The following is a 14,806-nucleotide window of genomic DNA, read 5'->3' as shown; positions in this document are numbered from 1 at the left end:
ATGCCCCGCCCCTTGTACCCGTATTTTCGATAAATTTAACTGCTATAAAATTAGTTATTGAAGCGGCTCCAGTAGGAATACTAAAGTAAACACCTCCTCCAGTTGATGTAGATGAGTTATTACGGATCTAATACAGATTCAGAGGTAATAGGAAGTATCAAAAATACGAGCGACGAAAAATCTCGTCTTTGTAACTATAATACAAATGTGAATAATGGTCAAATGAATACTGATAATAATGTTTGGGCCATGCTTTATTCAGGTATTGAACGTTGTAACTTGGCCATCAGGGGACTAAGGGCTTATGGTAACGTGGAGAGCAATAGTGCTATGGCTCAATTATTAGGGGAAGTTTTAACCCTTAGAGCCGTTATGTATACCGATTTAATTAAGGCCTGGGGAGATGTTCCAGCAAGATTTGAGCCCAACTCTGCTGAAACAATGTATAAACCAAGAACAGACAGAGATATCGTTTATAAACAATTGTTGGCCGATTTGGCTGAAGCTACTACTTATTTGGCATGGCCAAATGCAACTGCCAGGACCAGCTCTGTAGAGCGTGTGAATAAAGCTTTTGCCAAAGGGTTACGAGCTCGTATAGCGCTTATGGCAGGTGGATATGCTTTACGTCAGGATAAGACTGTTCGTTTAAGTACAGATCCGGACTTAGCTCCAGCTAAGATGTATGAAATTGCCAAAAAAGAGTGCATAGATGTAATTACCAGTCGTAGCGTTAAGTTATTGCCAAGCTTTGAACAAGTGTTTAGAAACTTAAACCAAGAGGTACTTACAGCTGGACAAGAATCAATGTGGGAAATTCCTTTTGCTGAAGGTAGAGGTAGGGTGATTTTTGATTTGGGGGTTAACCATAATAAAATCGACAAATATACCGGGCAGAATAAAGGAGGATCAGTTATCGCTAATCCTACCATGTGGTATGATTTTGAAAAGGAAGATACCAGAAGAAACGTAAGTATTACGCCTTATGGTTGGGATAGCGATGGTACGGCAAATACAGCTTATCAGGTCACATCAAGTCTAGGGAAAATGTATTTTGGAAAATATCGTTATGAATGGATGAAGCGTAGGGTAACCTCTACTAATGACGATGGGATCAATTGGATGTATATGCGTTATTCAGACATTGTATTGATGGCGGCAGAAGCAATAAATGAATTGGACGGTCAAAATGCCGCGGCTCCTTATTTAAAAATGATTAGAGATAGGGCCTATCCCAATAATCCTGCTATGGTCACGGCCTACATGAATACGGTAACTGCCTCTAAAACTACTTTCTTCAATGCCATAGTAAAGGAAAGGGCTTTAGAATTTGTAGGTGAAATGTTAAGAAAGAACGACTTGATCCGTTGGAATTTATTGGATGCAAAGTTGGCCGAAAACAAGACCAAATTAGAACAGTTGGAGAATAGACAAGGTATTTATGCTAATCTTCCCGCCAAGATATATTACAGCTTAAAAGCAGATGGCGAGACTTTGGATATTTATGGACTTAATTTTGGAGATACCGATGCCGTTGGGTTGGCAGGCGGCTATACTGCCAATAAAACCTGGACCATGTCATCTTCATCTGATGCTACTACATTTTGGAATGCATTATATGTTAATCAGCCAAGTAAACAACCTTATTGGCCTATATGGCAAACGTTCTTAGATTCGTCTAACGGAATGTTAAATAATAGTTTCCTAGGTTTATAATTGAGCGAATCATGAAAAAGAATTTTAAAAACATATTAGCTTTTTCCTTAATGTCATTAGCATTACTAAGTGGATGTAAGGACAGTGTATTAGAGGAAATTAAAACTTTAAATACCGATAGGGCATTTTCAGCAACAGGTTTAACAGCAACCGTAATTAATAAGATTAATGCTAGACTTACCTGGACTAAAGTTTCAAATGCGTCGTCTTATACCATAGAAGTTTATGATAACGTAGATTTTTCTGGTACACCTGTAAAAACAATTACAGGTATAAAATATGATCAAGTGCCTTATACTGTTACAGGTTTAGCGGGAGCGACCCAGCATGCTGTTCGTGTAAAATCTATTGGTTCCAATGGATCGGCAGATTCTAAATGGGTAAGTGTGACCTTTAAAACTGATGCCGAACAAATTTTAAATCCGGTAAGCTTAGGTGATATTACCGCTACATCTGTAAAGATTACTTGGCCTGCAAATGAAACGGTTACCCGATTGGTGTTTAATCCAGGTAATATTTCTCGTACTTTAACCCCTGCTGAAATTGCTGCGGGAAGCGCTACGGTTACCGGATTGGTAGCTGAAACTTTATATACTGTTAGCATCTTTAATAATGCCATACAAAGAGGTAGCACTACGTTTACAACAGCTATAGATGTTAGCGCCTTTACCCAAGTGCATAACGATAGCGAATTGACAGCTGCTCTTGCTGCATCTGGATCTGTAAGGATAGCATTACACCCAGGTACTTATACTTTAACAAGTGATATTACAGCAAACAAAAATATTACGATTGTTGGAACCGATGCAGTGAACAAACCTGTAATTAATAGGGCAGTTTTCAAACTGGAAGCAAATGCAGCATTAACTTTAAATAATGTAAAACTAGATGGAAATCAGGCCTCAAATACGAATCAATTGATTATCTATAATGCTGCTTCTACTGGCACTTATGGCGCAGTTTCGATATTGAATAGTGAAATGTATAATTATGCGAAAGGATTGTTATATATTAATGTATCTGCATTGATAGAATCGATTACCTTGGAAAATAACATTTTTCATGATATTAATGTTACAGGTGCTGCATTTGTGGATATGAGGTTAGGATTTGCTAAAACTTTCAGCATGAAAAACAATACCCTATATAACTTCACCACTAGCGATAGCCAGAGAGATCTGTTCCGTATAGATAATGTTACTACTTTCCCAACACAAACAAGTAATAAACTGACAGTAACTAATAATACTTTTTATAACGTGATGAACTATACGGGGACAAGATATTTCTATAATAGATTGACAACACTATCAACTTATTTTAATAAGAATATTGTAGTTAACTCTTTGGCTTATTACACCAATCAAAGTGCAACAATCTTTGCTGAAATGTTAAATAACAATTATTTCAATGCAGCCAATTTTTATGAAAGTACAACCACGTCAGCTAAAAATGATGCTACTGCTAATGGTTATACAAAATTAGATCCTGGTTTCACTAATGCGGCAGCTGGTAATTTCACTATTTCAAATGTCGATCTAAAGGCATATGGTATAGGAGATGTAAGGTGGAGATAATCTTATAGTTGATAAGGATGAGGCTAGAAAAAGCCTCATCCTTTTTTTAATTCCTTTATACATATGATTCGTCAGTTTTTTCTAGTTAATTCATTCCTAATCGCTTTTGGTTTATCCGTATTTCAAAGCAAAACAACTGTTTTTATCATTGGTGATTCAACAGCAGCAAATAAGCTAACCAAAGCTTATCCAGAAACGGGTTGGGGCATGCCTTTTACTTATTTTTTTGACAGTACCGTAGTGGTAAACAACTTGGCAAAAAATGGAAGGAGTACCCGAACATTCTTATCGGAAGGTTTATGGTCAACTGCTTTGTCTACCATGAAAAAAGGAGATTATGTACTGATCCAATTTGGGCATAATGATGAGAGTAAGGAAAAAGCAGATCGATATACTACCCCAGAGCAGTATATAGAAAATTTGACAAAATTCGTAAATGAAACTCGTTCAAAACAAGCTACACCTATATTAATTACGCCTGTTTCCCGTAGAAAATTCGATAAGGAAGGCCAGGCGCTGGAAACTCACAAAGAGTATACGCCATTGGTTAAACAGGCAGCGGAAAAATTAAAGGTTGCCCTTATCGATCTGGATGAAAAAAGCAGGCAGCTTTATCAACAAATGGGAGAAGAAAATTCAAAATTACTTTTTTTACAATTGTTGCCTAACGAACATCCAAATTATCCTGAAGGAAAAATAGATAACACGCATTTCAGTGAATTAGGAGCTAGGAAAATTGCGCAGATCGTACTACAGGAAATTAAGGCACTAAAGTTGCCCTTGGCTGATAAAGTGGTAAAACCAGAAGTTAAAAAGTGATGAAGAGCAAATTGTTGTATTGTTGTATGCTTGTATGGTTGCATAGTTTTTCCGCCTATGCTTCAAATATTGATAACAGATACTCGGTACTTGATACTCAATACAACTTTGTAGTGGCCCAAGATGGATCGGGTAACTTTAAAACGGTGCAGGAAGCCTTAAATGCAGTGCCTGATTTTAGAAAAGTAACCACTACTATCTTTATTAAGAATGGTATATATAAAGAAAAACTTAATCTTTCTTCCTCTAAACAGGCGGTAACGTTGATTGGAGAAAGTGTAGATAGAACTATACTCACCTTCGATGATTGGGCACAAAAGAAAAATATTTTTGGTGAAGAAAAAGGAACTTCCGGCTCATCAAGTTTCTATGTGTACGGACCTCAATTCACTGCACAAAACCTTACCTTTCAGAACACGGCAGGTCCGGTTGGCCAAGCAGTTGCCCTATTTGTGGCAGGTGATAAGGCACGCTTTATAAATTGTAGAATACTAGGCTTTCAGGATACACTATATACCTATGGTTATGGAAGTCGTCAATATTACTATCAATGCTATATAGAAGGTACGGTTGATTTTATTTTTGGTTCATCTACGGCAGTATTTGATCATTGTGAAATTTTCTGTAAAAAGGGAGGTTATGTAACTGCAGCATCAACACCAGACAGTATAAGGTATGGCTACGTATTCATCAATAGTCGTATAACTGGCGATGCTGTTGAAGGCTCATTTTATCTTGGCCGACCTTGGCGACCCTATGCTAAAACCGTATTTATTAATTGCGATTTAGGTAAACAAATTAAGCCAGAAGGATGGCACAATTGGAATAAACCAGATGCAGAAAAGACTTCATTTTATGCTGAATATAAAAGCAAAGGGGCAGGAGCAAATGATAAGTTCCGTGTAAAATGGTCACACCAGTTAACTGAAAAAGAAGTGAATGAAAACTACACGTTAGAAAAGATTTTTGATGGTTGGAAACCAATCGAGTAATCTTTCATTCCGAGGTACGAGGAATCTGTTTTAAATGAAAAAAATACTATTCATATTATATTGTCTTATTGGATATCAATCTGCAAAAGCACAAGATTATCCGAAAGAACTAACCGTTGCACAAGATGGTAGTGGAGATTTTAAGACCATTCAGGAAGCGGTAAATGCTGTTCGTGATTATAGTGACGTAATGGTAACTATTTCTATAAAAAGAGGGGTTTATAAGGAAAAATTGGTCGTTCCTGCACAAAAATCGAGAATTAGGCTGTTAGGTGAAAATAGAGAAAATACCATTATTACCTTTGATGATTATTCTGGTAAGGGCAATATCAATACCTACACTTCGCATACTGTTTTAGTTCAGGGCAATGATTTTAGTGCAGAGAATTTAACTTTCGAAAATTCGGCAGGCCCGTTAGGTCAGGCTGTTGCCTTACATGTAGCGGCTGACCGGGTGACGATTAAAAACTGTAAGATCATTGGAAACCAAGATACGCTTTTCCCTTCGGCCGATACCAGCAGGCAATATTATGTAGACTGCTATATAGAAGGTACAACAGATTTCATCTTTGGGGCAGCGACAGTAGTGTTCGAAAGATGCCATATACATAGCAAGAAAAACTCTTACATCACAGCGGCCTCAACTACCGAAGCACAACCTTATGGTTTTGTTTTTTTGAATTGTAAGCTAACGGCAGATTCTTCATTTAAAAAGGTGTATTTGGGCCGGCCATGGCGACCTTATGCCAAAACCGTATTTATCAATACGCAAATGGGCGATCATATCTTGTCTGCAGGTTGGAGCGTATGGAATAAAAATGAGAATCACAAAACTACGTTCTATGCAGAATATGGTTCTTATGGTGCTGGTTTTGTAGAGGGTCAACGTGTAGAATGGTCTCATCAATTGAGTAAAAAACAAGTTAAGGAATATACGCTCAAAAATATATTTCAAAATAAGAATAAGTGGTTGCCAAAAATAGATTAATTAATAAGATGAAAAGAAACCGATTATATTTCCTTTTGAGTGTATTTGCCCTCTTAAGCTGCTCTAAAAAGAGCGAAGCACCAAACGATAATGGTGGTGGAAACGGAAACCAAGATAAACCAGTTCAGGTACAGGAAACGGCTATTGCATTTCCGGGAGCAGAAGGATATGGTAAAAATACGACGGGTGGACGTGGTGGACGTGTCATAAAAGTGACTAACCTAAATGATGCAGGTGCAGGGAGTTTAAGAGAAGCTATAGCGGCCAGCGGGGCTCGCATTATTGTTTTCGAGGTTTCTGGAAATATCGAACTGAAAAGCAAATTGCAAATTAGTAATGGCAATGTCACAATTGCCGGCCAGACTGCTCCTGGAGATGGAATTTGTATTCAGAATTATGAGGTGAACATTACAGCCAATAATGTAATTGTCCGTTATATGCGATTTAGGTTGGGCGATGTGAACGTAGCAACCATTGAAAGTGATTCCTTTTGGGGCCGCGGTTTGGACAATATCATGATCGATCATTGTTCCATGAGTTGGTCTATTGATGAATGCTCATCCTTTTATCACAATAAAAATTTTACCATGCAATGGTGCATGCTTACGGAGAGCATGACCAATTCTGGGCATTCTAAAGGAGCGCACGGTTATGGTGGTATATGGGGAGGTTCGCCTGCCACTTTCCATCATAATTTATTGGCACATCATACCAGCCGTAATCCAAGATTTGATGGAGGCTTACGCTACAGCAGTGGTAGTGGTACTGGCGTGGGGCCTTATGGTCCAGATAAAGTAGATTATAGAAATAATGTGATTTATAACTGGAGTGGTAACAGTGCTTACGGTGGCGAAAATGGAGAATATAATATAGTAAATAACTATTACAAGCCAGGACCTTCAACTCCATCTAACAGAAATAAAAGGATTATGCAGGTTACAAAAGATGTGACAACGGGAGCAGCCAACCCTTCTGTTTATGGGTTGGGATATGGTACATTTTATATCGATGGAAATTATGTTAACGGCAACGCAACGGTAACGGCAAACAATTGGAGTGGTGGCGTAGATTATGATTCAGGTATTACAGAAACAATGGTACGCAAAACAGTACCGTTTTCTAGCGCAGAAATTACAGCTCATACTGCATTAGAGGCATATGAAGCCGTATTGAACTATGGCGGTGCCTCGTACAAGAGAGATGCGGTGGATATCAGAATAGCGAATGAGGTAAGAACCGGTACAGCGACTTATAAAGGTTCAATTTCAGGTTTATGGGGGATCATTGATACCCAAAAAGACGTAGGTGGTTGGCCGAAATTAAATCAGACAGCGGCGCTGAAAGATACTGATGGCGATGGTATGCCAGATGAATGGGAAATTGCCAATAAACTAGATCCCAATAAGGCCAATGCCAATGGTCGTGAGCTGAGTTCTGGTTACGATAATATTGAGGTTTATATCAATAGTTTAGTAAAAGCCATTACCGAAGCACAATATAAAAAATAAGTAATAAAAAGAAGTGAATGGTTTACGAAAGGCGGATGTTTTCATTCGCCTTTTGACATTTCAGTTTTTTTAAGTGTTTAACAAATGTTTTTACTCAGATTTTAAACCCTTTTAATCAATTTTTAGACCTGTATTTTTTATTTCCCTTTTAAGTTTGTTGAACAAATTCTCCAATTTGTTTCAATCAATTATAAATACTGGAAATATCGTCAGAAAAACTGATGCAAAATAAATTTACACAGATGAAAACCATATCGACCTTTTTGCTCATCCTGCTGAGTGCAATTTCAATCAATGCACAGCGGCCCCTATCACCGCAAATACCAACGAATATTTTTAATGTTACTGCCTTTGGAGCTGTGGGTGATGGGAAGAATGTAAACACTACGGCCATACAAACGGCTTTGGATAAAACGGCGGAAAAAGGAGGTGTTTTAATCATTCCCAAAGGTGTTTTTAGGTGTGGACCTATCGAAATAAAAAGCAGAACTCATTTAGTGTTGGAAAAAGGTGCCGTTCTAAAGCTCATTAACGATGTTGAAAACTACCCCGTTGCCGATGGACGTTACCTGAATTTTATTACCATAAAGAAAGTAAACGATGTTAAAATTAGCGGAGAAGGAATTATTGATGGGCAAGGCGAAATTTGGTGGGATAAGTTTACGGCTAAAGAAATTACTTTTCGTAGACCTCAATTATTGATCTTTGAAAGATGTGAAAGGGTAGAAATTTCAGGTATTACCACTTTAAATCCCCCAAACACACATATTTCTTTAAAAGCTTGTAAAGAGGTATATATTCACGATATTAATATTTCAGCCCCAGAAAAATCTAGAAATACGGATGGGATTAACATATCGGCAAAAAATACCCTGATTGAGAGGTGTAAAATAGCTACTGGCGATGATAATATAGCCATTAACTTTGGCGATAAGAAACCTAATGTAGAACCAGAAGTGCTAAATATGGTTATTCGCGATTGTGCATTTGGTTATGGCCATGGTCTTTCTATTGGCAGTTATACCTCGGGCGGATTGAAAAACCTCCATGTAAATAACTGTACATTTAATGGAACAACTTCGGCCATACGTATTAAAACCGCTCGTGGCAGAGGAGGCGTGCTAGATAATATTGTGTATGAGAATATTGATATAAAAAATGTAAAGTGGCCCATCTTTATTTCTATGTACTATCCAAAAGAGCCTAAATATATTTCAGAGGAGGTCGTAGAACCATTTGCGCAAGCTACACCAGTATATAAAAATATTAAGCTTATAAATGTAAGCGCTACAAATGCCGAAGTGGCCATTAAAATGTGGGGACTGCCAGAGTCGGTCATTGAAAATATAAGCATGACCAACGTAAATATAGATGCCAGCAAAGGTGCCGAACTATACAATGTGAAGAATTTGATATTCGAAAAATCAACAATTAACGTGTCAACGGGAGAGAAAATAAAAATTCATAATACTACTTACACTGGCTTAAAATAAGCTGATTTTAGATTAGTAAACATAAATATCATCATGAATATTGCTCATGATAGTTACATGACCATTAAAAAACAAAGCGAGCTTGATAGCTCATTAATTAAGAGAAGTGTGCTCTTGAACGCCATTAAAAAAATGGATATCATATTAATAAACTTATTCCAATGAAAAGAACTTTTGCAATCCTATTAGCTACTTTTTCTTTAAATGCATATGCCCAAAAACAAGAAATTTCAAAGGTTTGGGTATCTGATTTAGGAAATGGAACTTACAAAAACCCAGTATTAGATGCCGATTATTCAGATCCTGATGCCATTAGAGTGGACGATAAATTTTATATGATTGCCTCCAGTTTTGATGCGGTTCCAGGGCTCCCCATTTTAGAATCTACCGATCTGGTCAATTGGAAACTTATCGGCCATGCACTAAAGAGGCAACCTCCTTTTGAGCATTTTTCTAAGACACAGCATGGTAATGGGGTATGGGCACCGACCATTCGTTATTACAATAATGAGTTTTACATCTATTATCCAGATCCAGATTTTGGGATTTATCTGACCAAGGCAAAAAATATAACTGGCCCTTGGACAGATCCAATTTTGGTAGAAGGTGGAAAAGGCTTAATTGACCCTTGTCCGCTTTGGGACGAAGATGGGAAAGTTTATTTAACTCACGGTTATGCAGGTAGTAGGGCTGGAATTAAAAGTGTGCTTGTCGTAAAAAGAATGAATGCCGCTGGCGATAAGACCATTGAAGAAGGTAAAATTGTTTTCGACGGTCATGAACAAGATCCAACCTTAGAAGGCCCTAAGTTTTATAAGAGAAAAGGTTTTTACTACATTTTTGCGCCTGCCGGTGGGGTATCAACGGGTTGGCAATTGGTATTGCGCTCAAAGAATGTTTATGGTCCCTATGAGCGTAAAGTGGTAATGGATCAGGGCAAGTCGCCAATCAATGGTCCGCATCAGGGAGCATGGGTAAATACACCAAATGGCGAGGATTGGTTTTTGCATTTTCAGGATAAAGATGCATACGGGAGGGTGGTGCATTTGCAACCAATGAAATGGGTAAATAATTGGCCAATAATTGGTGTAGATAAAGATGGAGACGGAATTGGAGAACCTGTGTTGACTTACAAAAAACCTACTGTTGCTAAACCAAGTGTAATTTTCACTCCTGCAGAAAGTGATGAATTTAATGATAATCAATTAGGATTACAGTGGCAATGGCAGGCCAATCCACTAGCCACTTGGTCTTTTCTAAATCCAAGCAGGGGAGCTTTGAGATTATATACCGCTAAAATTCCCGATAGTGCTAAAAATCTTTGGGATGTACCCAATATCCTGATGCAGAAATTTCCAACCGAGCAATTTACGGCAACTACGAAATTTAATTTTACCGCTAATCCAAAATTGGAGAATGAAAAAGCTGGTCTAACTATTTATGGTTTAAGTTATGCTTATTTAGCTGTGAAGTCTAAAAAAGATGGCCTTTATTTAGTTTATTCGGTTTGTAAAAATGCAGATAAAGGTAAGACAGAGGTAGAAAAGCAATTGGTCAAGCTAGATGGCAAAGACGTTTACTTGAGGGTTCAAGTAGGTAAGGGTGCTAAATGCCAATTTAGCTATAGTAAGGATGGCAATACTTTTACTAACGTAGAAGATGTTTTTGAAGCAATACCAGGTAAGTGGATAGGCGCAAAAATAGGCCTGTTTGCAGTAAGAGATCAACAAACCAACGATAGTGGTTACGCAGATTTCGATTGGTTTAGAGTGGAGAAATAATAAGTTGTAGCTTATACGTTTTCTATAGTCGACTTACGAAGTTTTTAAACGGCGAAGCCCTAACTTTACCTCTAAAATAATAGCCTATCAAAGTTAAACTTCGTAAGTCTTTTTTTTACCTTTTTTATAATGGTCATTGTTATCTCGAACGCATGTGAGAGATATTTTCTCAGAAATGTATTTGAGCGAAATTTCTCATCGTACCTCATCGAAATGAGGTCGTTATTGAAACTTTTTTAGATACCTTCTATTTTCTCAGTTCTATAAATTATCAGTTTTTTGGGCCAGAATGCTCCTAATATCTGCGCTTATACTAGATAGAAAATGATAGCCAGTATTAGCTTCAATAGCTTTCACGTTAGTTCGATAATTTCGCCAATTGCTACCGATGGTGTTTTCATTGGGCATAATTACGGCAATAATTCTTGTGTCGTTTTTTATCCTTACCAGGTCATTATCGCCATTTGGCAAAATTAATATGATTTTCCACACATGAGTTGGCACATTAATCTTACCACTTGCCAACGTGTAAGTGATGTTGCCTTGGCTGCCAATACCACCAGAGCCGTAAGTGCCCGAAATAATGTAAGCTTCGTTACCCGCTTTGATTTGTGTTCGTGTGTATTCCTCCAACTGTGCCCATGGCCCTTGATTGTTTTTCGGTGCTTGTGGTACCATGTTAGTCATTAAAAAAGTTGCAGAATTTGCTTCTATTGTAGAAGTTCGATCTGCTGATGGGCACATGTGTCCTCTATCAAAGCCAGAACCCGAATAACTATTGTTTTGCACAATAAACCAACTGTTGGGCAAGGTCATGTTTGCTCTAAAATTATCTTGACGTTTGGCTTCGCCTAAATCTGTAAGGTCTAAATGCCAACTCACCCAATTTGCTATGCCTTTGCTACTGTTATAAGAGCTGATAAAGTAGGGTTGTTCAATTAAATAGTCTTCGGCGTTAATAATGTCATAGGTGGCATTACTTGGGTTTCCTAATAAAATGTGATTAACCGCGTCATTAGATTGGCCTTGCGAGTTAAGTTTAACACCAGTTACAATAAAATCATCAATGTTAATTCTAGTTGGGCTCCCATCAACCTTTAAAATTTTAAACCTTATTTCTCCGGTAATATTAACATTTAAATTAAGCTTTTTTAAGGTGCTGTTTTTAACTATGATAGTATCGCTCAGTGTAGTCCAGGCAGTATCTTTAGCTAAGGCATATAGTAATTGAAATTTACCATCAGCATCGTTGGCATATTTTGCGTAACTAACACTAACAGATTTAACTTTAGCAGGTGTGGTGAAGTTGGTGTAGATATAACCATGATCTCGTAACCGTACTACGCTAATCCCATTTTTTTTGTCTTCAGAGAGATTGCCAATTAATGCATCGTTAAAAATCCAGCTGCCAGAATTTAGGCTAATTGTTGCTTCTGTATACGCTGCTTTTGTGCCTTTTTCAAAGGTTTCTTCAATGAGTATGGTAGTAGGATTGTCCTCGTTATTATCAATGTTGATGTCGCTGGCTTTTTTACAAGCGGTACCATAAACATTAAGTAGGACTAAAAGTATAGCGTAATTAAAAATATTAAATTTATGCATCAACTAAATCTGTTGGTTATAAGAAAGCAAAATAGAAAAAAATGAAAGGCCAAACGTAGTTAAAAATGTTATAAAAATGCATTTTGTTCGTAATTGCTACAGTGCGAACGCATTAAATATTTTTTTTGGATGAGTATGCGTTTAATTGGTATATGTTCTTGTAAAATTGCTTTTCTGACTTATAAATTCCAAAGACTAATTGCTTTTCGACCCAGATTTCCGACATCATCTTAATAGAGTTAGGGAGGTGAACTCTACGATATGACTTTCGATAGCTATATTTCAACTTTGTCCATCTTACGAACATTCTGTTTCTCAAGGTTGACAAAGTTCGATACATACTTTTTGCTGACCAAGCCTTATTAAATGTCAGTCCCAGCACCTGAAACTGCTTTTCTAAAACGAGAAAGAATATTTAAACCTTCAAAGCCGATCAACTTGTAACTTATTGTTTACAAGTAGCGAATTGGCAACGATTGCATAGTTATTTTAATGCATTTAGTTCATTTACTGCCTTAAACTGTGTAGACTTGTTATAGAAAAGTGTTACGAGTGGCGAGTTTTTGGTGACGAGATTAAACATTCTAAAAAGCCCGTACCCCGTAGCAAATAACCTGTAACACATAATAACCATTTATAAATATGCACATGAACATGAAGAAAATAGTGGCTTCAATCTTTGCTCTTGTTATTTCAGTGCCCATGATTGCTCAGGCACAAACAGGCACAAAAAAAGCCTATTCTTTTAATAATCTACCGGTCGTAGCTCAGCCATCCTTTAAGAAAGATACTTTCAATATTGTAAACTATGGTGCCAAAAGTGATGGCGTGACCTTAGTTACCAAGAGTATTAACGAGGCGATAATCGCTTGTCATAAAAAAGGTGGTGGTGTAGTGGTTGTGCCAAAAGGCTTATGGGTTACAGGCCCTATAGAATTGAAGAGCAATGTGAATTTACACTTGCAAAAAAATGCCATTCTTCAGTTTACCAGAGATTTTAGTCAATACCCACTGGTAGAAAGTAATTGGGAGGGGCTGCCGCAAATGCGTAACCAATCACCTTTGTGGGCAACTAATCAACAGAATATAGCCGTTACCGGTTATGGTATTATTGATGGTGCCGGCGATGCTTGGCGTATGGTTAAAAAGAGTAAATTAACGGAAAGCCAGTGGAAGGGTCTAGTAGCTTCTGGTGGGGTACTGTCAGAAGACAAGAAAACCTGGTATCCATCTCAAAAAAGTTTGGATGGCTCAAAAGTAAAAGGTAACGCGGGAGAATTGACTTCAGACAAAAACGCTGAATATTATAATAAGATCAAAGATTTCTTTCGCCCAAATTTGTTGGTATTTACTTCTTGTAAGAAAGTATTGCTAGAAGGCGTAACCTTTCAAAATTCACCGGCATGGAATATTCATCCATTAATGTGTGAAGACGTAACGGTTAGAAACATTTATGCTAAAAATCCATGGTATGCACAGAACGGTGATGGTATAGATATCGAATCATGTAAGAATGTATTAATAGAGGACAGTACTTTCGATGTAGGCGATGATGGCATCTGTATCAAATCTGGTCGTGATGCTTGGGGCAGAAAACGTGCCATGCCTACCGAAAACGTGATCATTCGCAACAGTACGGTGTATCATGCCCATGGTGGTTTTGTAATTGGGAGCGAAATGAGCGGAGGCGCCAAAAATATCTTTGTTTATGATTGTACCTTTATAGGTACCGATATTGGTCTGCGTTTCAAAACCACTAGAGGTAGAGGCGGAGTGGTAGAAAATATCTATATCAAAAACATCAATATGATGGATATTCCTGGAGAAGCAATTTTGTTTGATATGTATTATGCAGCGGTAGATCCGATTGCGCTAGTGGGCGATAAAAGAGATGCCCCAAAAGTTGAAGTATTACCGGTAACGGAAGAAACCCCTGTCTTTAAAAATTTCTTTATCGATAACGTAGTTTGCGATGGTGCAGAAAAAGCAATTTTTGTTCGTGGACTACCAGAAATGAGCATTGCCAATATCAATTTAAGCAATCTCAATATCAAGGCCAAAAAAGGGATCGATATACAAGAAGGTAAACAGATCAACCTTAATAACGTAAAGTTGACCATTGAACATGGAAATCCATTAATCAACATCCAAAATGGTAATGATGTAAATCTTAAAAATATTACTTATAATAGTGCAGATCTGCTTTTCAGGCTTAGTGGCGATAAGAATAGTAATATTAAAGCTACAGGTTTAGACGTTAGCAGAGCGCAGCGTCAAGCAGAGTTTTTAGAGGGAGCAAAAGAAAAATCATTGCAAATCAATAAATAAGT

At 37.5% G+C, this 14,806-nt stretch carries 10 protein-coding genes; 9 read left to right on the top strand and 1 reads right to left on the bottom strand.

Features of this window, described 5'->3' with window-relative positions; all coding sequences use genetic code 11:
* Positions 1-111 precede the first annotated feature (111 nt).
* The 8 genes from JHD79_RS17690 (at position 112) to JHD79_RS17655 (ending at position 10,874) form a co-directional block, all read left to right on the top strand.
* Positions 112-1,716, top strand: coding sequence for a RagB/SusD family nutrient uptake outer membrane protein (locus JHD79_RS17690; RefSeq protein WP_233164771.1), 1,605 nt, complete (start codon positions 112-114; stop codon positions 1,714-1,716).
* Between the two features lie 11 nt (positions 1,717-1,727).
* Entirely contained in the window at positions 1,728-3,293 is a 1,566-nt protein-coding gene (locus tag JHD79_RS17685; RefSeq protein ID WP_199120633.1) for a DUF4957 domain-containing protein, read from the top strand.
* Positions 3,294-3,356: 63 nt separating this feature from the next.
* A complete protein-coding gene (locus JHD79_RS17680) occupies positions 3,357-4,112 on the top strand; it encodes a rhamnogalacturonan acetylesterase (RefSeq protein WP_199120632.1) in 756 nt (251 codons plus the stop codon).
* Positions 4,112-5,104 carry a pectinesterase family protein gene (locus JHD79_RS17675; protein WP_199120631.1) on the top strand — a complete coding sequence of 331 codons (993 nt, stop codon included), beginning with the start codon at positions 4,112-4,114 and terminating at the stop codon, positions 5,102-5,104. The genes JHD79_RS17680 and JHD79_RS17675 overlap by 1 nt, the downstream gene beginning before the upstream one ends.
* A gap of 34 nt (positions 5,105-5,138) precedes the next feature.
* Positions 5,139-6,092, top strand: a complete 954-nt coding sequence (locus JHD79_RS17670) for a pectinesterase family protein (RefSeq protein WP_199120630.1) — start codon at positions 5,139-5,141, stop codon at positions 6,090-6,092.
* An 8-nt stretch (positions 6,093-6,100) separates the two neighbouring features.
* Entirely contained in the window at positions 6,101-7,600 is a 1,500-nt protein-coding gene (locus JHD79_RS17665; protein ID WP_199120629.1) for a pectate lyase, read from the top strand.
* Positions 7,601-7,842: 242 nt separating this feature from the next.
* Positions 7,843-9,093, top strand: a complete 1,251-nt coding sequence (locus JHD79_RS17660) for a glycoside hydrolase family 28 protein (protein ID WP_199120628.1) — start codon at positions 7,843-7,845, stop codon at positions 9,091-9,093.
* A gap of 161 nt (positions 9,094-9,254) precedes the next feature.
* Positions 9,255-10,874, top strand: a complete 1,620-nt coding sequence (locus JHD79_RS17655) for a glycoside hydrolase 43 family protein (protein WP_199120627.1) — start codon at positions 9,255-9,257, stop codon at positions 10,872-10,874.
* A 261-nt stretch (positions 10,875-11,135) separates the two neighbouring features.
* Here the strand turns inward: JHD79_RS17655 and JHD79_RS17650 are convergent, their stop codons facing one another.
* Entirely contained in the window at positions 11,136-12,476 is a 1,341-nt protein-coding gene (locus tag JHD79_RS17650; protein ID WP_199120626.1) for a DNA/RNA non-specific endonuclease, read from the bottom strand.
* 654 nt (positions 12,477-13,130) lie between these two features.
* Here JHD79_RS17650 and JHD79_RS17645 point away from each other — a divergent pair.
* Positions 13,131-14,804: a glycoside hydrolase family 28 protein gene (locus tag JHD79_RS17645; RefSeq protein ID WP_199120625.1), complete on the top strand. Its 1,674-nt coding sequence runs from the start codon at positions 13,131-13,133 to the stop codon at positions 14,802-14,804.
* Positions 14,805-14,806 lie beyond the last annotated feature (2 nt).

Source organism: Pedobacter sp. ASV28 (assembly GCF_016428855.1).
Classification (GTDB): Bacteria; Bacteroidota; Bacteroidia; order Sphingobacteriales; family Sphingobacteriaceae; genus Pedobacter.
This window is presented reverse-complemented; position numbering and strand designations above follow the sequence as displayed.

What these genes read in the sequence shown, in the direction of transcription:
- JHD79_RS17670 (WP_199120630.1), top strand. Translation starts at nt 5,139, where the DNA reads ATGAAAAAAATACTATTCATATTATATTGTCTTATTGGATATCAATCT.
- JHD79_RS17665 (WP_199120629.1), top strand. Translation starts at nt 6,101, where the DNA reads ATGAAAAGAAACCGATTATATTTCCTTTTGAGTGTATTTGCCCTCTTA.
- JHD79_RS17650 (WP_199120626.1), bottom strand. Translation starts at nt 12,476, where the DNA reads ATGCATAAATTTAATATTTTTAATTACGCTATACTTTTAGTCCTACTT.
- JHD79_RS17680 (WP_199120632.1), top strand. Translation starts at nt 3,357, where the DNA reads ATGATTCGTCAGTTTTTTCTAGTTAATTCATTCCTAATCGCTTTTGGT.
- JHD79_RS17690 (WP_233164771.1), top strand. Translation starts at nt 112, where the DNA reads ATGAGTTATTACGGATCTAATACAGATTCAGAGGTAATAGGAAGTATC.
- JHD79_RS17675 (WP_199120631.1), top strand. Translation starts at nt 4,112, where the DNA reads ATGAAGAGCAAATTGTTGTATTGTTGTATGCTTGTATGGTTGCATAGT.
- JHD79_RS17655 (WP_199120627.1), top strand. Translation starts at nt 9,255, where the DNA reads ATGAAAAGAACTTTTGCAATCCTATTAGCTACTTTTTCTTTAAATGCA.
- JHD79_RS17645 (WP_199120625.1), top strand. Translation starts at nt 13,131, where the DNA reads ATGAAGAAAATAGTGGCTTCAATCTTTGCTCTTGTTATTTCAGTGCCC.
- JHD79_RS17660 (WP_199120628.1), top strand. Translation starts at nt 7,843, where the DNA reads ATGAAAACCATATCGACCTTTTTGCTCATCCTGCTGAGTGCAATTTCA.
- JHD79_RS17685 (WP_199120633.1), top strand. Translation starts at nt 1,728, where the DNA reads ATGAAAAAGAATTTTAAAAACATATTAGCTTTTTCCTTAATGTCATTA.